The following is an 18,621-nucleotide window of genomic DNA, read 5'->3' as shown; positions in this document are numbered from 1 at the left end:
AAAGCCCCCAGAAGCTACTGTCCCAACCGCCACTGACCGCCAGGAAGTCGGAGCCCCGAGATGCCCGGTCGTCCGGGCGCGCGTTGACGTCGTAGGCCGTGTTCGGCCCGTCATCGCGTGCCGCCCTTGATGCTGCGGCACAGCGAGCCTTTCCCCGTCCGAACCCTGGGCGCGGGTCTCGTTGTCGGCAACTCGAAGGGTTCCTGTGCCGTCCACTTCGAACAACGACTTCCGTCGGCTCTGGCTGGGTCAGACGGCCTCCCAACTCGGCGAGCAGACAAGCCTGGTGGTGTTTCCGCTCCTCGCCGTCCTGACGCTCGACATCGGTTCCGGCGAGTTGGGTGCCCTGCGTGCGACAGAGCAGGCACCGGTTCTGCTGCTCTCGCTCTTTGTCGGTGCCTGGGTGGACAGATGGCGGACAAGCACGGTGATGGTGCTGGCGGACCTCGGCCGGACGCTGGTCCTGGGTGGTGCCGCGGCAGCCGCACTGCTCAACTGGCTTGGCCTGCCCGCGCTGTTCGTGGTGGTCGCCGTCTCCGGAGTCCTGTCCGTGTACTTCGACATGGCCTACCAGGTCTCTGCCGTACGGCTGGTGACGCACGATCAACTCGTGCGTGCCAACAGCGTGTTGGAGGGAAGTCGGTCAGCCGCCCAGATCGGTGGGCCCGCGCTCGGCGGCGCGCTGGTGACCCTGCTGTCGGCGCCGATCGCCGTCGCCTCCGGAGCGGTGTTCTTCGCGCTGTCGTTCCTGTCCGTCCGCCGGATCCGCCGAACCGAATCCGTCCCGGTGCGCACGGAGCGTCCCCCTCGGGTGTGGCGGCAGATTCATGAGGGGTTACGTTTCGTCGTCGGCGACTCCTCACTGCGTGCCGTGTGCCTCGCCGCCGCCCCCTTCCAGTTCTTCTTCGCGGCGACGATGACCGTCTATCTGCTCTTCCTCCCGCGCGAACTGCACCTGTCGGGCACCGCCGTAGGGCTGGCGCTCGCGGCGACCGGGCCGGGCGCGCTCATCGGCGCGATGCTGGCCGCCCGGCTGCCGGGTCGCCTCGGCTACGGCACGGTGCTCGTCGTCGCGGCGACACTCGGCGACGGCGTCTTCCTGTGGGTGCCCGCGCTGCACGGATCGTCCGCGACGACGATGCCCGTACTCCTCGCGGTCAACTTCGTCTTCGGGATCGCCGGACAACTGGTGAACGTCACGGTCATGGCCGTCCGGCAGGCCGTGACCCCGCACGGGATGCAGGGGCGTGCGGCCGCGACGATCAACTTCGTCGGCATGGGAGTGAGCCCGCTGGGATCTCTGCTCGGCGGCTTCCTCGCCCAGGAGTTGGGGCTGCGCACCGGCCTCCTGGTGACCGCGGCGGGCATGCTGCTGTCCCCGGCGGTGATGGCACTGTCTCCTCTCGCACGCCTGGGGCGCGACCTTGGTTAACCTGCACCGGTGACCATTGACCTGACCCTGCTGCCGCGTGTCGTCTGCCGAAGACAGGAGGTCACCGCACCCCGGCTGCGCGGCCTCCTCGCCTTGCTCGCGGGCGACCTGCGCACCGGTTGCAGCACCGAGCGGCTGGTGGCGGGGCTGTGGCCGGACGAGCTGCCGGAGCGGCCCGGGAAGGCGTTGCAGGTCCTCGTGTCCCGGGCGCGGTCACAACTGGGCGCGGACCTCATCGCCAGCACACCGACCGGATACCGGCTCGCCCTCGCCCAGGACCAGGTCGACAGCTCCGCCCTGCTGCTGCACGCCGCCACGAGCGCGGACCGGGCCAGGGCCGGGGACCACGCAGGGTCGCTGGCCGCCGCCGAGGCCGGACTCGCGCTGTGGGAGGGCACCCCCGACCAGGGCGCCGACACCGACGACCCCCTGGCCGCGCTGCGCGCCGAGCGCGCCCCCGTCCGCGACACGCTCGTCCGCGCTCAGGCGCTCGCGCTCGCCCGCCTCGGACGGCACGCGGAAGCCGCGGGACCACTCGCCGTGGCCGCCGCCGCGCATCCGCGCGACGAGGAGGTGCTCGGCGAGCTGCTGCGCGGCGAGGCGGCCACGGCGGGCCCGTCCGCCGCGCTGACCCGGTACGAGGCGTACCGCCGTGAGCTGCGCGACGACCTCGGCACCGACCCGGGCGCCGGACTCAGGGCCGTACAACAGGAGTTGCTGCGTGGCGAGGCGCCGGTGGCCAGGCACGGGGTGCCGCACGAGCCGAACCCGTTGCTCGGCCGTGACGAGGACGTCGCGACGGTGGAACGGCTGTTGGGTGCCTCCCGTGCCGTCACCGTCGTCGGGCCCGGCGGCCTCGGCAAGACCCGGCTCGCGCACGCCGTCAGCCGCCGGGCCGCACAGCGGGTGGTGTACTTCGTGCCGCTCGCCGGCGTCACCGAGGACGCGGACGTGGCCGCCGAGGTAGCCTCCGCGCTCGGCGCCGGTGCCATCGGCGGGCCTGCCTCCGGAGACCCGGTGTCCGGCATCCTCGGCGTGCTCGGCTCCGGGCCCGCACTGTTGGTTCTCGACAACTGCGAGCAGGTGATCCGGGGCGCCGCCGACCTCGTACAGGCCCTGGTCTCGTCCTCCAAGGACCTCAGGGTGCTCGCCACCAGCCGGTCCCCGCTGGGCCTCACCTCGGAAGCGGCGTACGCGCTCCCGGAGCTCGGACTCGCCGTCTCCGTCGAGCTGTTCACCCAGCGGGCCCGGGCCGCCAGAAGCGGTGTGGAGCTGCCGCCGGACGCGGTGGCCGAGCTCTGCCGCCACCTCGACGGACTGCCGCTCGCCGTGGAGCTGGCGGCGGCCCGGGTACGCGTCCTGTCGGTTCCCGACATCGCCCGTCGTCTCGGCGACCGCTTCGCGCTCCTGCGCGGCGGGGCACGGGACGTGCCCGAGCGCCACCGCACCCTGCACGCGGTCGTCGAGTGGAGCTGGAACCTGCTCGCCGAGGACGCCAGGGCGGCCCTGCGCACCCTCTCCGTCTTCCCCGGCGGCTTCTCCGGCGAGGCCGCCGAGCAGGTCCTGGGCGAGGACGCGCTGCTCCTGCTGGAGCAGTTGGCCGACCAGTCCCTGCTCACCGTCGCCGACACCACGGCCGGCGTGCGGTTCCGGATGCTGGAGACCGTACGGGAGTTCAGCGCGGCCCGGCGCGCCGAGGCGGGCGAGGACGAGGCGGCCGTAGACCAATTCCTGGTCTGGGCAAGGGATTTCGGGGTCGCGCACCACGACGTGCTCTTCGGTTCGGACTCGCAGGCCGCGTGGGAGCGGATCAAGGCCGAGCAGGACAACCTCGTGGCGGCCCTGCGGCATGCCCTGGCCCGTACGGACCAGCCCGCGACCGCCGCCCTCGCCGCGGCCCTGGGCAGCATGTGGTCCACCGGCACCGACTACTCCCGCCTGATGGCCCTCACCGCGGACACCGGCCCGACGCTCTCGCACTACTACCCGTCGCCCGAGTACGTCGAAGTCGCCCGTACCGCCGCGGTGTTGGGGACGGTGACCGTCTTCATGGGCCCGGGCCCGCGTGCCGTACGCCAGCTCGTCACGCTCCGGCGACTGCCGTCGGCCCCGCCGGACACACTGATGCGCGCCGCCGCGATCGTGCTGAGCGCGATCCCCGAGATCAGGCCGCCCGACTACGACGTGCTGCGCGGACTCAGCGAAGGCGCGGGCGGCGAGGACGCGCTGCTCTCCGGCATCGCCGAGTGCGTCGCCTGCTACGTCTGGGAGTTCGAGCACGACATCGAGCGCGCGCTGGTCTCCGCCCGGCGGACAGTCACCGGACTGGCGCGGGTCGACAATCCGTCCGTACAGCTCATGGTGCACTCCCGGCTGAGCGAGCTGTGCCTGCGGACCGGGCGGGGCGAGGAGGCGTACGAGCATCTCAAGGCGTCGCTCGCCGTGCTGCCGCGGCTCGGTGACGGGCACGACCACATCGGCGTCCGCTCGCTCCTCGTCCTGGCCTGTCTGCAGCGCGGCGACGCCGACGAGGCGGAGTACTGGCTGCGGCAGGCGGAGAGCGACAACACCCCGTCGGAGGACGACTTCTACCGGCCCGACCTCGGTGGGCGCGCCGAGATCGCGCTCGCCCGCGGACTGACGGAGGTCGGGCTCGGCCTGTGGCGCGGCGCGGTGGAGCGCATGCTCGCGGCGGCCTCGCCGCGAGACGACGAACTCCCGCTGGATCCCTGGGCGTTCATGGTCCAGTCGGTGGCGGTGACCGCCCACGCGCGGGCCGGCCGGCACGCGCTGGTCGCGGAGGTGACCGACCGGCTGCGCCGGCATCTGCGCGGCCTGTTGGCGCAGCCGTACGGCTCGCCCTCGGAACTCCCCTTGTACGGAACGATGTTGCACGCCCTCGGCACGGTGGGGCTCGCCGACGGTGACCGCTCCGCCGTACGGATGATCGCGCTGGCCGAACGGCTCGGCGTGCTGCGGGAGTTCCAGCCGACGATGTCGGCGGAGCTCGCCCGGCGGGCGGCCGAGGACGCCGACAGGGCGGCGTACGCCGACGCGGTGTCGGAGTACGCCGCGCTGGGGCGGGACGAGTTGCGGGAGGCGGCCCGCGCTGTCATGGCGGCTACTTCGGGTCGCGGTTGAAGGAAGCCGTGGACCAGAAGTAGCCCAGCACGGTCAGGCCGACGCACCAGGCCAGCGCGATCCACCAGTTGTTGCCGATCCCGGTGCCGAGCAGCAGGCCGCGCAGGGTCTCGATGGCCGGGGTGAAGGGCTGGTACTCGGCGATCGGCTGGAACCAGCCCGGCATCGTGTCGGCCGGGATGAAGGCGCTGGAGATGAGCGGGAGGAGGATCAGCGGCTGTGCGCTGTTGGCAGCGGCCTCGGCGCTCGGGCTGACCATGCCCATCCCGACCGCGATCCAGGTGAGCGCCAGGGAGAACAGCGCGAGCAGCCCGAACGCCGCCAGCCACTCCAGCGCCGTGGCGTCCGTGGACCGGAACCCGATGGCCACGGCGACGGCCCCGACGAGGACCACGCTGGCGACGCACTGGAGCACACTGCCGACGACGTGTCCGACGAGCACGGACCCGCGGTGGATCGCCAGCGTCCGGAAGCGGGCGATGATGCCCTCGTTCATGTCGGTGGCGACCGACACGGCGGTCCCGATCACGGTGCCGCCGACGGTCATCATCAGGATGCCCGGGACGAGGTACGCGACGTAGTCGGAGCGGTCCGCGCCGCCGATGCCCGTGCTCAGCACATCGCCGAAGATGTAGACGAAGAGCAGCAACAGCATGATCGGCGTGAGCAGCAGGTTCAGGGTGAGGGACGGGTAGCGGCGCGCGTGCAGGAGGTTGCGGCGCAGCATCGTGGACGAGTCGCGGACGGCGAGGGAGAGGGCACTCATCGGACGTTCTCCTTGGTCTGGCTGGGCTCGTTGGTCTGGCTGGTCTGGCTGGGGACCGTGGTGCCGCCGGTCAGGGCGAAGAACACGTCGTCGAGGTCGGGGGTGTGCACGGTGAGCTCGTCCGCCTCGATGCCGGCGGCGTCCAGCCAGTCGAGGATGGAGCGCAGCTCGCGCTGGCTGCCGCCGCTGGGGATCTGCAGCGAGAGCGTCTCGTCGAACCGGGTGACCTCGCGCAGGGCCACCGCCGCGGACCGGTAGGCGTCCGGGTCGGTGAACCGCAGCCGTACGTGCCCGCCGGGGACGAGCCGCTTCAGCTCCTCGGCACTGCCCTCGGCGACGAGCTTGCCGTCGCTCAACACCGCGATGCGGTCGGCGAGTTCATCGGCCTCGTCCAGGTACTGGGTGGTGAGGAAGACGGTCGTACCGCCGGAGACCAGCTCGCGGATGATGCCCCACATGTTGTGCCGGCTGCGCGGGTCGAGGCCGGTGGTCGGTTCGTCGAGGAAGATGATCCGCGGGTCGCCGACCAGGGTCATGGCGAGGTCGAGGCGGCGCTTCATACCGCCGGAGTAGGTGGACGCGGGCTTCTGCGCGGCCTCGGTGAGGTCGAAGCGCTCCAGCAGCTCGGCGGCGACCCGCCGTCCCTCCCGCTTGGGCAGGTGGTGCAGGTCCGCCATCAGGAGCATGTTCTCCTCGCCGGTGATCAGCCCGTCGACGGCGGAGAACTGCCCGGTGACACCGATCGAGGCCCGCACGGCCTGTCCGTCGGTGGCCAGGTCGTGACCGCCGACCCGCAGCTCGCCGGCGTCGGCGGTGATTAGCGTGGAGAGGATCTTGACGGCGGTGGTCTTGCCGGCGCCGTTCGGACCCAGCAGGGAGAAGACGGTACCGGCCGGCACGGCCAGGTCGATGCCGTCGAGCACCGTCTTGTCCCCGTAGGCCTTGCGCAGCCCGGCGGCCGAGATCGCGAGTTCATGGGTCGTTGTCGTCATGCCGCAGAGCTTGCGGCAGGGGGCCTTCAGCTCGGTTTCACCGTGGTTTCAGCGCCCTGGAACCGGCGTCGCCGCCGACAGGGAGCACGGGCGGAGCCGCGCCGATAAACTGAGGACGCTCGGCCCATCAGCGCGCACCCAGCCAGCACTCCCATCGCTGCACAGGAGGAATCGTGGCCGGACAGTTCGAGGCGACTGCCGAGATCGACCGCCCCGTCGAGGAGGTCTTCGCCTTCCTCGCCGAGGGCACGAACGACCCGAAGTTCAGCCCCCGGGTCCAGGAGATCACCAAGACTCCCCAGGGCCCGACGGCCGTGGGCACCGTCTTCACGAGCACGGTCAAGGACGCCGGCATGAAGACGGGCCGGACCTTCCGGATCACCGAGTACGAGGCACCCCACCGCATCCGCTGGACGGAGACCTCCAAGAACGTCGTGACGGCGGACCAAGGCGGCTACGACCTCGAAGCCACCGGTCCGGGCACGACCAAGGTGAGGATCTTCAACGTCCTCGAAGGCCACGGCGTCGGAAAACTGCTCGTGGGCTTCGCGCTGGGTGCGGCACGCAAGGACGCGCCCGCGTTCGGGCAGCGCATCAAGACGGCGGTGGAGGCCTCCTGAACCATCGGTTCCCAGGAACTACCGGTTCCCAGGAGCTACCTGTTCCTAGGAACTCGCCTTGGAGGGGCGGCTGTTGTACGCCTCCACCTCCAGGACCGGACGGCCCGAGGACATGGCCCGGCTCGGCCAGGACAAGGTGACGGCCTGGGACTCGCCGGGCAGCAGCCACAGGTAGTTGTGGCTGTACAGCGTCGGCAGCACACGATCGCCGGTCGCCCCGTCCTTCAGGGAGAGCCGGACCATGGCGGCGACGGCCGGCCCCTGATTGCGGACGGTGGCGGTGAGTTGGCTCCGGTCTCCGGAACGGGACAGGCGCCCGGCCGTCGCGGACACCTTGGTCCGCGGCGCGCCGCTCAACGCGCGCATGGCGTCCGGCGTGCGGTAACGCCAGTAGGTGTTCCGCGACAGGACCCGGCCGTCACCGCTCTCCAACGTCAGACGCAGCAGATGCAGGTCCGGCAGGCCGTCGGTCCAGGCCGACGTGAACGCCTCCGCCGTCGCCGCCGCTGCCACATCCACCCGGGCACTCCTGCGCGCGCCGAGCCGGCGACCGGAGAGGTCGAGCAACTGCGCCGACACGACAGCGTTCTTCAGACCGTCCCGCGTGTGGTTCACGGCGAGCACCCGCCCCTCCGGATCGGCCTGCACATGCAGCGGCTCGCAGGCCGAACGGGCGCCGTAGTACGTGCCGTTGACGTCGAAGTCGTAGTCGTAGGTCTGCCAGACCGTGCTGTGCCACGCGGGGTGGGACATCCACAGCATCAGACCGCTGGCGTTGTCCCACAGGTTCGCGTTCCAGGCCTCGAACATGGCCCGCGTGTTCTCGTAGTTGACGAACTGCGCCTTGCGCGCGAAGTCGTCCAGTCCGGCGACCGCTCCGAGGCGCGCTTCTACGGCCGCCTTGTAGTTCTGCGGTGCCTGGTTCCCGCGCTCGCTCCAGTCGTGGTAGTACCAGGCGCCCCGGATCGGCCACTCGGGCTCGTCGCCGGTCAGGTTGCGCATGCTGGCGGCGGTGGAGACGACGGGCATCCCGATCTCGGTGTGGAAGCCGAAGTCCTTGCTGCCGTACGTGGACGGGTCGAAGTACTTGTCCGGCTCCACCCAGCCGTACGGTCCGCCGCCGGTGATGATGCCGCCGGCCGAGTTGTTCTGGTAGAGGATGCCGGGCGCCTGTCCCTCCACAGCGTCGCGCATGCCCTGGTCGATCGCGGCGGGCGGGTTGCCCTCGTTGGCCCCGCACCAGATGACCACGCTGGGGTGGATGCGGTAGCGCAGGACGGTGTCCCGCGCGATCGAGTTGAAGGCCTCGTGGTCCGGCGGGTCCATGCCCCACGCGTTGGGAAAATCGTTCCACACCAGGATTCCGTGCTCGTCGCAGGCGGCGAAGAACTCCTCCCGGTCGGATGTGCCGACCCAGTTGCGGATCATGGTGAAGTTCATGTCGCGGTGCATCCGCACGGCCGCGTCCATCCGCTCCGGCGGCATCCGGCGCAGCAACTCGTCCCAGCCCCAGTTGCCGCCCCGGGCGAAGACGCGCACCCCGTTCACGCTGAGCTTCAACGGATCGGGCGTGTTGGACACCGACTTCACGTCCGTCCAGGTGTCCGCGTCGTCCGACACCTGGATCACATAGGTCTTCGGATAGGCCGACTCCCACAGGACGGCGACCCGGTCGAACCTCTTCGAGTCCCCGAGGTCGACCTGGATCCACTGGTGGTCCTCGTAGGCGGACGACCACCGGGTGCCCGGATCACCGTCCGTGGCGTGCGCGGCCGGGTGGTCGGGGTCCTCGGTGGACGCGGTCGTCGTACGACGGAGAGCGAGGTCGGTGCCGGGCGCGGTGCTGTCGATGATGCCCAGGGACCACAGGGAGTTGCCCCAACTGGTGTTGCGCAGACCGCAGTTGATACGGACGTAGCGCGCGGTCCGGGGAGCGAAGTCCTCTGCCTGGAGGCTGGCGTTGCCGTTGTTGAAGGGCAGTGGAACCGCGCTGTTGTCCACCGCCGCGGCATCGGTCCAGATGGCGTTGTCGGCGGAGACCTGCACCAAGTAAGTCTTCGCGTAAGCCTGTTCCCACGTCAGGTCCACCCCGTCGAGGGACTGCACGGACCCCAGGTCGATCCGGATCCACTGGTCGTCCTCGTAGGCCGAGGACCAGCGGGTGCCGGGATCACCGTCGGTCACGTTGCCCGCGCCGTGGTCGTCCCCGTCCGTGGTCGACGCGTCGGCCTGCGCGTGCAGGGCCAGGTCGGTCGCGGGCCGATTGCTGTCGCGTACGGCCAGGGCCCACAGGGAGTAGCCCCAACCGGACGCTCTGGTCAGGCACTTGACGCGCACGTACCGGGCCTGTTGCCGGTCGAAGGTCACCGACTGGGTGTACGCGTCACCGGAGTTGGCGAACGGCAACGGCACCTCGTACTCGTAACCGAACTGACGGATGCCGAAGCGGGTCGTGCGGCGGTCGCTCTCGGCGCCGTCGAGCGTCGCGATCAGGGTGAGCCTGTGGAGGGCCGGGTCGCCCAACCCGTTGGGCCACCACAACGTGGGGTTGCGCAGCCGCAGTTGCGCGAAGTCGGCAGGCGCGAACGTGACGTCGACGCTCTTGCCGGCCGGCACGGTGACGGCCTTGCTGACCCGCACGTCGTCGAAGGCGGTGGAGACCGTCGTCCGGTGGTCGGCGGTGTCGGCGTTGCGGACCGGGACGACGATCGTCACCTCGGCGATCGACACCTGGGGCAGGTCCGGCAGCACGGTGTCGACCCGCGGATCGCCGATCACGACCTGACCGGTCGAGCGCAGCCGGACGTGGTTCCAGATGCCGGCGGCCCGGTCGCGTACCGCAGGCATCCAGTCCCAGCCCGAAGAGGCCAGGTAGGTGGGGGAGTTGAGGTTCATCTGGTTGGCGCCCGCGTCCACCCAGGACTCGCCGGCCGGACCCTTGTCGCCGGGACTGCCGGGTACCGGCATGGGCGTGATCTTCACTGCCAGTGCGTTCGCCGCGTCCTTCGCGAGCAGCTCGGTCACGTCGTGGGCCGAGCGGGCGAAGGGGTACGTCAGACCGCCCACGTGGTGGCCGTTGAGCCAGATGTCGGCGGTGTGGTTGATGCCGTCGAACTCCAGCCAGGTCCGGCGTCCGGGCCCGGTGCGCAGACCACGCGGCAGCTCGAAGTCCCGCTTGTACCACCACGCGTGGCGTGACAGGGCCTCGGGGACGTGGAGATTGTTGAGCCCGGCTACGGGGTCGGGCAGCTTGCCCTGGTCCACGAGGGAGCCGAGCACCGTGCCGGGAACGGTGGCCGGCAGCCAACTGCTGGTGTCCACCGACGTCTTGGACAGTCCCGCTCCGTCGGCGCCTGCCCAGTCGTCGAGCGTCAGCCGCCAGCCGGACTCCACCGGGACCGTGCCGTCCTGGGCCACCGCCAGCTTGGGCGCGGGCCCCGCGTGGGTGCCCCAGTCCGTCCAGCCCGTGGCCGCGGGCCGGTGGCCCTTGACGGTGCCGTAGACCTCGAAGCCGTTGAGGCCGAGGGGGTTGGGGCTGGAGCGACGGGTCGAGGTCAGCCGTATCCAGCGTGCGGTGAGCGGGCGCGGGGGTTGGATGTCGACCACTCCGCCGGTGCCCGTCGTGGTGCGGTGCACGGCGGTCCAGGAGGTGTGGTCGGTCGATGTCTCGACGACGTACTCGACCGAGTAACTCGACTGGATCTCCTGGCCCGTTGTGCCGTCGGCCGGGTTGCCCGAGGTGGGCGGGGTGAACACCGGGTCGCTCGCGTCGCCCTCGAAGGTGAGGCGGATCGACGTGACCTCGCACGCGGCCTGCAGATCGATCGAGATCCACTGCGGGTCGCCCGCCGCCGCCCGCCATCCGCTGCCGCGCACACCCGGTGCGGCGAGCCGGTCCACCACGAACGAACCGGGGGTGGGCGCGTAGGCCGTCGAGGAGACCGACACGGGCCGGTGGAGGGCGAGTTCACCGGGTCGACCGGGGGAGGCGGCCGACGCGGGCTGCGGGAAACCGAGTCCGAACCCCGCCAGCAGGCCGGAACCCGTGCTGACGAAGGAGCGGCGCGACAGGCGCGGTGAACTCGACTGATCTGTCATGAGCGTGAAGTCCCATCAAAAACCGGCGGCACTGACAACGTTGCCAAAGGCTGGGACGCGAGGGAAGCTGTGTCAACCCCTGACGCAGCGTTCTAATAAATTAGGTATTAACGTTGACAGGGTTTCGGTCCCGCGCCACAGTCGTCGCCGTGACGCCGGTAGCCCCCTGTCGCAGTGCGGCCCGGGTCACGTCCTCCTGCTTCCCAACCCCCCGGAGAGGCAAGTGACTTCACATCCGCAGGTCCGCACACCCGCGGTTTCGAGACGGACCCGCCGGGCCACCGTCGTCGCCATCGCCACCGTGCTGGCGGCGACCGCCGCCCCGGTGGCCACGGCACGGACCGGCGTCGACCAGGGCGCCCCCGACTACTACGGCAGCGGCCTCGCGCCGACGCCCTACATGGGCTGGAACACCTACTACGGGCTGGGCGCACCCACCGAACAGCAGGTGCGGTCCGTCGCGGACAAGCTGGTCAACAGCGGTCTGCGGGACGCCGGTTACGACATCGTGTGGCTCGACGGCGGCTGGCAGGCCGACAACCCGCGTGACGCGGCAGGGCGGTTGGTCGCCCATCCCGACCGATTCCCGTCCGGCATCCCGGCGTTGGTTTCCTATTTGCACAAGCGCGGCCTGAAAGCCGGCATCTACTCCGACGCCGGCGCCTACGACGGCGGCAAGAGCTGCGGCCTCGGCAGTCGGGGCCACTACGACGCGGACGCGAGGCAGTTCGCCGGCTGGAAGATCGACGCGGTCAAGGTCGACTTCCTGTGCGGGATCGGCGCCAAGCTCGATCCGGGCCCGGCGTTCAAGGAGTTCAGCGACGCGGTGGCCAAGTCCGGCCGCAAGATGCTGCTCAACCTGTGCAACCCGCTCACCGAGGACTGGGGCCTGCCGCACACGCCCGAGCAGGACGCGCACAACACCTACGTCTACGGTCCGACGACCGCCGACTCCTGGCGCACCGGCACGGACATCGCCTGGGGCACCGCGAGTCCAGGTCAGTGGCCCAACATCCTGCGCAACATGGACGCGAACGCCTGGCACCCCGAGGCGCAGGGACCCGGGCACTACAACGACCCGGACTACCTCATCCCCATGCGCCACATGGCGGACGGAACCCTGGAGTTGACCCAGGAGGAGTCCACCTCGCAGTACGTGATGTGGGCCGAGATGGGCTCGCCGCTCGTCCTGGGTTCCGACCCGCGCACCCTGTCCGCCTCCATGCTGGCCACCCTGCGCAATCCGGAGATCATCGCCGTCGACCAGGACCCCCTCGCCATCCAGGGCGTACGGGTGGCCTCGGACTCGGTCGGCGACGTGTACAGCAAGGTGCTGAAGGGACAGGGGCAGCGGGCGGTCGTCCTGCTCAACCGCTCCGACCAACCCGCCCTGCGCACCGTGCAGTTCGCGGACGCAGAGCTCGGCGGAGCGGTCCGGGTGCGGGAGCTGCGGGCCCGGACCGACCGGGGCACGCACACGGGCTCGTACACCGTCGAGGTCCCCGCGCACGGCACCGCGTTCCTGAAGCTGACCGGCGCGGACGCCCTGCCCGGTGCGAACCTGGGCGCCAAGGCCACGGCGAGCCCGGCCGTCGTCCGCGACGGCGACACGCTCACCACCTTCCTGCGCGGCCCGCACGGCTCGCTCGTCCAGCGGACCGACGGCGGGACGAAGGACCTCGGCGGTCCCACGAAGGGCGAGATTCTCGGCCAGCCCGCCGCGTACGCCTCGGCCGGCGGCCGGATCGACGTCTTTGTGCGCGGCGCCGACTCCCGGGTGTACCGGCGGGTCTCCGTCGGCGGCCACTGGGGCGCGTGGCAGAGCCTCGGCGGTCGGGCGGCGGACGCGCCGTCGGTGGCGTTCACCGGCCCCGCCGACTGGACGCTCTTCGCCACCGGCTCGGACGGGCAGGTCGTGCAGCGCGGTCCGGCGACCGGCTGGTCCTCGCTCGGCGCGCCCGGTGGCCTGGCGGTGTACGGGCGGCCGTCCGCCGTCGTGGACACGCGAGGGCGGGTCCATGTCGCCGTGCGCACGGCGGCGGACGACGTGTGGACGCGGGCCCGGGAGGCGTCGGGGGAGTGGTCGCCGTGGGCGTCCCTCGGCGGGACCGTCAGCGGGAGTCCGACGCTCGTCGCTGTGGGGGACGCGGTGATGCTGTACGCGCGAGCCGCCGACTACACGCTCTGGCAGCAGCGGTACGACAACGATGTCTGGCAGGGCTGGACCAAGCAACAGGCCTTCCCCAGCGCCGCGTTCGACGGTGCGCTCGGCGCGGTGGCCGGGCCGGCCGGGACGGTCGACGCGGTGTTCCGCGGAGTCGACGGCTACGTCCACCTGGCCCAGGTCAAATAATTAGTAATTATTCTTGACGTGGTGGGGACGCCACGTGAATCTGGATCCGCACGGGGTCCGCAGGGAGCCATCCATGACGAACCACCAGCCAGACAGACGCCGGTTCCTCGCCGGACTCGGTGCCACGGGGGCGGCGGCGCTGCTCAGCGGCTGTGTCACCTCGACCTCCTCCGGCAAGAGCTCCTCGAAGGGGGCGGTGACCCTCCAGTCCAACCTCTCCGCCCCGCAGGCCAAGGCCGCGATGGAGGACCTCGTCGCCGCCTACGCCAAGAAGGGGTCGGACCGGGCGAGCCTCAACACGGTCGCGGCGGAGACCTTCCGCACCCAGCTGCCGACGTACCTCACTTCGGGCAACCCGCCGGACGTGTACACCTGGTACCCCGGTTCGGTGGCGGAGGCTTACGCCAAGAAGAACCTGCTGCTCGACCTCGACGAGGCGTGGAGCACCTCGCCCGACCTCAAGCGCTACTCCAAGGCGCTCAACTCGCTGTGCACGTCGCCGAGTTCCGGCAAGAAGGTCTTCGTGCCCACCACCTACTACTGGTGGGGCATGTTCTACCGGAAGTCCAACTTCGCCAAGTGGGGCGTGAGCGAGCCGAAGAGCTGGGACGAGTTCCTCGACCTGTGCGACAAGCTCAAGAGCAAGGGCGTCAACCCGATCGGGCTGGGAGCCGGCGGCGGCACGGCCTGGGTGGCCTCGGCGTGGTTCGACTACCTCGACATCCGGATCAACGGCGCCGAGTACCACCGCCAACTCCTCGCGGGCAAGCACCGGTTCGACGACCCCGAGGTGCGCAAGGTCTTCGACCGCTGGCAGGAGGTGCTGCCGTACTTCGACCCGAACGGCGCCGCCGTCGCCTTCCAGGACGCGTCGACCTCCCTGCTCAACGGCCGCAGCGGCATGATGCTCATCGGCACCTTCTTCGCCGACGCGACCCCCAAGAACGCCCTCGACGACGTCGACTTCTTCCGCTTCCCGATCGTCGACGCGAAGGTCCCGCTCGCCGAAGAGGCGCCCACCGACGGCTACTTCGCGAGTGCCCGCACCGGCCGGCACGACCAGGTGATCGACCTGATGAAGTACCTCGCCACCGCCGAGGCCCAGGAGATCTACATCAAGGGCTCCTCCGGCACCGTCCTGCCCTGCAATCCCGCCGCGAAGGACGCGGGTACGGCGCTGGTCAGGAAGGGCCGCGAGCACATCGCGGCGGCCGCCGAGATCACCCAGTTCTTCAACCGGGACTCCAGCGACGCCCTCCAGCCCACCGCCGACAACGCGTTGACCAAGTTCCTGGCCAAGCCCAAGTCGATCGGGAGCATCCTCACCGACTGGCAGCGCGACGCCGAGAAGATCTGGAACGCCTGACATGGCCGTCCTGACCGCGCCCGACCGGAAGTCCCCGACCCGAACGCCCGCCCAGGGCAAGCGGGTTCGGGGCCCCCGGCGCACACCCCCGCTGGTGCTCGCCTTCGTCCTGATCCCGCTCCTCGTCGAGGCCGTGTGGGTGTTCTGGCCCGCCGTGCAGGGCTTCTACCTCGCCCTGACCAAGTGGGACGGCGTCTCCCCACCGCAGTTCATCGGCCTGGACAACTTCCGGGAGATGGCCCACGACGACGTCTTCCGCAGCGCGGCAGGCCACACCGTCCTCTGGCTCGTCCTCTTCGGCGGCCTGTCCGCCGTGCTCGGCCTCGCCGCCGCGCTCCTGCTCCAACAGGAGCGCCGCGGCGTCGGCTTCTACCGCGCGGCCCTGTTCCTGCCCGTCGTCTTCTCCCTGGTCGCTACCGCCCTCGTCTGGCAGGCGATCTACCAGCCCGACGGCGTCCTCAACCAACTCCTGCAGTCCATCGGCCTCGGCAGCCTCCGCCACGCCTGGCTCGCCGACCAGGACACCGCCCTCTACGCCGTGATCGTGCCCGCGCTCTGGCGCCAGATCGGCTATGTCATGGTCCTCTACCTGGCCGGCCTCAAGGGCATCGACCCGGCCCTGTACGAGGCCGCCAAGGTCGACGGCGCGAGCGCCTGGCAACGCCTGCGGCACATCACCCTGCCCCAACTGCGCAGCGTCAACGCGGTGGTTCTGTCCGTCATCGTCATCGACTCACTGCGCTCCTTCGACGTCGTCTGGTCCCTGACCCGCGGCGGCCCCTACCACTCCTCCGAGCTGCTGAGCACCTACATGTACTCAACCGCCTTCCAGTCCCTACGACTCGGCTACGGCTCAGCACTCGCCGTCGTCATCTTCGTGCTGGCCTTCGGCGTCATCTGCTCCTACCTCGTCCGCGCGTTCCGGGAGGCCGACTGATGTCCGCCAACTCCACGGCCCTGCGCCGCAAACGGGCCGCGACCGCCGGATTCCACCTGGGTGCCGGTGCGTTGGCGATCCTGTGGCTGCTGCCCATCGCCCTGGTCCTGGTGACCAGCCTGCGCTCCTTCGACGACATCGCCGCGAACGGCCTGGGCAGTTGGCCGCACTCCTTCACCTTCGGCAACTTCCGCCAGGCCTGGGTCGACGGCGGCCAGCAGCGCGCCCTCATCAACAGCCTGATCGTCACGATTCCCTGCGTCCTGATCACGCTGGCCCTCGCCGCGATGGCCGCGTTCGCCCTCAGCCGCTACGAACTCCCCTTCCGCCGCTCCCTGTTGCTCCTCATGCTCGGCGGCAACCTCCTCCCGCCGCAGATCCTCCTCATACCGGTGTCCAAGCTCAGCGAGGTGATGGGCGTCTTCGACACCCTGCCCGCGCTCATCGGTGTGCAGATCGGCTTCGGCGTCGGCTTCTACGTCTTCGTCCTGCACGGATTCATGCGGTCGATCCCGGCCGAGATCCAACAGGCGGCGGTCGTCGACGGCGCGGGGCCCTGGCAGATCTTCTGGCGGATCATCCTCCCGCTGACCCGCCCGGCCCTGGCCGCGCTCAGCGCCCTGTCCTTCACCTGGATCTTCAACGACCTGCTCTGGGCGATCACCGTCCTGCGCAGCGACACCAAGATGCCGATCACCGCCGCCCTGATCGGACTTCAGGGCCAGTTCGTGTCGATGTGGAACGTCATCGCGGCCGGCTCCGTCATCGCCGCCGCGCCCACGGTCGCCGTGTTCCTGCGCTTCCAGCGGCACTTCGTGGCCGGCCTCAACCTCGGGGCGGTCAAGTGACGTACCAGCGCTGGACCTTGCGCACCGAGACCACCAGCTACACCGTGCGCCTGTCCCCGGACGGCCCCTGGGCCGAACTCGACGCATGGGGACCGCTCGGCGCCGAGGACGGCCCGTCCGCCCTCGACTGGTCCAGGCGCACCCACTTCATCACGCCCGCGGACGCGGCGCCCGCCGAGTATCTGCCGTACGGGCTACGGCCGTTCACCGGTTCGGAGCTGGTGGCGTCGGGTCCGGGCGGTGACCGGGGGACCTGGTGGGAGTTCGACCGTGCGGAGGTCGGGGAGGGCGCCCTGCGGCTCACCTTCCGCGACGAGCTCCTCGGCCTGAGCACGGTCCTCTGCTACGAGACCGTCCCCGGCACGGACGTGATCCTCCGCTGGGCCGAGTTCACCGCGACGGACGAACTCCGCCTGGAGCGCCTCGACTCGGCGGCCGTGAACATCCCGATCAGCGGAGTCGCCCGTCTGACCTACCTCACGGGTCAGTGGTCGCAGGAGTTCCAGCGCACCCAACTCGGCCTGCCCAGAGGTACGTTCACCATCGGCAGCCTCCAGGGCGTGCCCGGTCACGCGTACGCGCCCTGGCTCGCGGTGCAGGACGGCGACGCGCCGGCCGCGTACGGCATCGCCCTCGCCTGGCCCGGCAACTGGCACATCACCGCCGAGGCCGAACCCGGTGGCTCCGTACGGGTGCGAGCGGGCCGCGTGCCGCACGAGGGAGCGGTGATCCTCGCACCCGGCGAAACCCTCGCCACCCCCCAACTCGCCTGCGCCTTCAGCGCGGAGGGACTCGACGGACTCTCCCGCGTCTGGCACCGCTACGAACGACACCTCTCCGGCGACCGCCTCCACCGCCCCCGCAAGGTCCTCTACAACTCCTGGGAAGCCACCGGCTTCGACGTCGACGCGGCGGGGCAACTGGAGCTCGCGAAGACGGCCGCCGAGATAGGGGCCGAGCTGTTCGTCGTGGACGACGGCTGGTTCACCGGGCGCGCCGACGACACCGGGGGACTCGGAGACTGGTGGCCGGACCCGGCGGCCTTCCCTCAGGGCTTCGACCAATTCGTGGCGGATGTAAGGGCGTTGGGCATGGACTTCGGTCTGTGGATAGAACCCGAGGCCGTCAGCCCGGGCAGCCGTCTGCACGCCGAGCACCCCGAGTGGGTCTACCGGATCGAGGGCCGCCCCGGCCGACTCGTCCGGGGCCAGCTCCTCCTCGACCTCGGCCGGACCGACGTCCAGGACTTCGTGATCGGGACGCTGGACCGGCTGCTCGGCACCTACGACATCGGCTACCTCAAGTGGGACATGAACCGCCCGCCCACCGAGCGCGGTCGCCCGGGCGCCGGCCGCGTCGACCTGGACGCCGAGCACGTCGCCGGGTACCTGCGCGTCCTCGACCACCTCCGTGCCGCGCACCCCGAGGTCACCGTCGAGGGGTGTGCGGGCGGCGGCGGACGGATCGAGCACACGACGATCGCGCGCACTGACGTGGTGTGGCCCAGCGACAACACCGCCCCGCTGGACCGGCTCTCCGTCCAGTACGGCTTCCTGCACGCGCACGCGCCGCACCTCATGAGTTCCTGGGTCACCGACGCGCCCGGAGTCTTCGATCCGCGCCCGCGCAGTCTCGCCTTCCGCTTCGTCAACGCCATGTGCGGAGTGCTGGGCGTAGGCGCCGACCTGCGCATCTGGACGCCGGAGCAGCGGGCCGAGGCCGCCCGGTGGATCGGCCGGTACAAGGAGGTGCGGGACGTGCTCCACCATGGTGAGGCACGGCTCCTCGGCACACCGGAGGAGCCGAGCCGCGGAGTGCAGTACGACGCCGGGGACCGTACCGTCGTCGCCGCGCTGAGCACCGGGCGGCTCGACGGCGCGCCGCTCGTGCCGGGGCGTCCGGCCCGGCTGCGGTTGCGGGGCCTCGAAGCGACGGCCCGCTACCGGGACACGGCCACGGGGACGTCGTACGGCGGAGCGCATCTGCTGCACTACGGTCTGCCGTTCGCCTGGAGTGCCGGTCACGACGCGGACCTGGTCGTGCTCGTGCGCGAGTGAGCCCCTTATGT

Annotated in this window: 11 protein-coding genes; 8 read left to right on the top strand and 3 right to left on the bottom strand. The window is 70.7% G+C overall.

Features of this window, described 5'->3' with window-relative positions:
• Positions 1 to 205: 205 nt before the first annotated feature.
• Both ACIRRY_RS28670 and ACIRRY_RS28665 read left to right on the top strand, forming a co-directional pair.
• On the top strand, positions 206 to 1,432 hold the full coding sequence (locus ACIRRY_RS28670; protein ID WP_403977809.1) for an MFS transporter: 1,227 nt from the start codon (positions 206 to 208) through the stop codon (positions 1,430 to 1,432).
• A 9-nt stretch (positions 1,433 to 1,441) separates the two neighbouring features.
• Positions 1,442 to 4,573 (top strand): ATP-binding protein, encoded by a 3,132-nt coding sequence (locus ACIRRY_RS28665; protein ID WP_403977806.1) that lies wholly within the window; start codon positions 1,442 to 1,444, stop codon positions 4,571 to 4,573.
• On the opposite strand, the gene ACIRRY_RS28660 is transcribed toward ACIRRY_RS28665, so the two are convergent.
• Together ACIRRY_RS28660 and ACIRRY_RS28655 are read right to left on the bottom strand one after the other, a co-directional pair.
• Positions 4,554 to 5,339 (bottom strand): ABC transporter permease, encoded by a 786-nt coding sequence (locus ACIRRY_RS28660; protein WP_403977804.1) that lies wholly within the window; start codon positions 5,337 to 5,339, stop codon positions 4,554 to 4,556. The two genes, ACIRRY_RS28665 and ACIRRY_RS28660, sit on opposite strands and share 20 nt — an antisense overlap.
• Positions 5,336 to 6,331 (bottom strand): ATP-binding cassette domain-containing protein, encoded by a 996-nt coding sequence (locus ACIRRY_RS28655; RefSeq protein ID WP_403977802.1) that lies wholly within the window; start codon positions 6,329 to 6,331, stop codon positions 5,336 to 5,338. Before ACIRRY_RS28655 ends, ACIRRY_RS28660 begins: the two co-directional genes overlap by 4 nt.
• Before the next feature lie 173 nt (positions 6,332 to 6,504).
• On the opposite strand from ACIRRY_RS28655, the gene ACIRRY_RS28650 reads away from it, so the two are divergent.
• Positions 6,505 to 6,951 carry an SRPBCC family protein gene (locus ACIRRY_RS28650; protein ID WP_403977800.1) on the top strand — a complete coding sequence of 149 codons (447 nt, stop codon included), beginning with the start codon at positions 6,505 to 6,507 and terminating at the stop codon, positions 6,949 to 6,951.
• 45 nt (positions 6,952 to 6,996) lie between these two features.
• On the opposite strand, the gene ACIRRY_RS28645 is transcribed toward ACIRRY_RS28650, so the two are convergent.
• Positions 6,997 to 11,049, bottom strand: a complete 4,053-nt coding sequence (locus ACIRRY_RS28645; RefSeq protein WP_403977798.1) for a discoidin domain-containing protein — start codon at positions 11,047 to 11,049, stop codon at positions 6,997 to 6,999.
• A 223-nt stretch (positions 11,050 to 11,272) separates the two neighbouring features.
• Here ACIRRY_RS28645 and ACIRRY_RS28640 point away from each other — a divergent pair, with 223 nt between their 5' ends.
• From ACIRRY_RS28640 to ACIRRY_RS28620, 5 genes are all read left to right on the top strand, one after another.
• Positions 11,273 to 13,402 (top strand): glycoside hydrolase family 27 protein, encoded by a 2,130-nt coding sequence (locus tag ACIRRY_RS28640; protein ID WP_403977796.1) that lies wholly within the window; start codon positions 11,273 to 11,275, stop codon positions 13,400 to 13,402.
• Between the two features lie 73 nt (positions 13,403 to 13,475).
• Positions 13,476 to 14,768: an ABC transporter substrate-binding protein gene (locus ACIRRY_RS28635; RefSeq protein WP_403977794.1), complete on the top strand. Its 1,293-nt coding sequence runs from the start codon at positions 13,476 to 13,478 to the stop codon at positions 14,766 to 14,768.
• A 1-nt stretch (position 14,769) separates the two neighbouring features.
• Complete coding sequence (locus ACIRRY_RS28630) at positions 14,770 to 15,705, top strand: carbohydrate ABC transporter permease (protein WP_403977792.1); 936 nt, start codon at positions 14,770 to 14,772, stop codon at positions 15,703 to 15,705.
• Positions 15,705 to 16,553 carry a carbohydrate ABC transporter permease gene (locus ACIRRY_RS28625; protein WP_403977790.1) on the top strand — a complete coding sequence of 283 codons (849 nt, stop codon included), beginning with the start codon at positions 15,705 to 15,707 and terminating at the stop codon, positions 16,551 to 16,553. Before ACIRRY_RS28630 ends, ACIRRY_RS28625 begins: the two co-directional genes overlap by 1 nt.
• Positions 16,550 to 18,610 carry an alpha-galactosidase gene (locus ACIRRY_RS28620; protein ID WP_403977788.1) on the top strand — a complete coding sequence of 687 codons (2,061 nt, stop codon included), beginning with the start codon at positions 16,550 to 16,552 and terminating at the stop codon, positions 18,608 to 18,610. Before ACIRRY_RS28625 ends, ACIRRY_RS28620 begins: the two co-directional genes overlap by 4 nt.
• The last annotated feature ends 11 nt before the right edge of the window (positions 18,611 to 18,621 follow it).

The organism is Streptomyces sp. NPDC101776 (genome assembly GCF_044766845.1).
Taxonomy (GTDB): Bacteria; Actinomycetota; Actinomycetes; order Streptomycetales; family Streptomycetaceae; genus Streptomyces.
The sequence above is the reverse complement of the archived record's forward strand: the minus strand, read 5'-3'. Positions and strand labels throughout refer to the sequence as shown.

Coding starts and splice junctions, on each gene's coding strand:
- ACIRRY_RS28635 (WP_403977794.1), top strand. CDS start 13,476: ATGACGAACCACCAGCCAGACAGACGCCGGTTCCTCGCCGGACTCGGT.
- ACIRRY_RS28655 (WP_403977802.1), bottom strand. CDS start 6,331: ATGACGACAACGACCCATGAACTCGCGATCTCGGCCGCCGGGCTGCGC.
- ACIRRY_RS28660 (WP_403977804.1), bottom strand. CDS start 5,339: ATGAGTGCCCTCTCCCTCGCCGTCCGCGACTCGTCCACGATGCTGCGC.
- ACIRRY_RS28630 (WP_403977792.1), top strand. CDS start 14,770: ATGGCCGTCCTGACCGCGCCCGACCGGAAGTCCCCGACCCGAACGCCC.
- ACIRRY_RS28625 (WP_403977790.1), top strand. CDS start 15,705: ATGTCCGCCAACTCCACGGCCCTGCGCCGCAAACGGGCCGCGACCGCC.
- ACIRRY_RS28645 (WP_403977798.1), bottom strand. CDS start 11,049: ATGACAGATCAGTCGAGTTCACCGCGCCTGTCGCGCCGCTCCTTCGTC.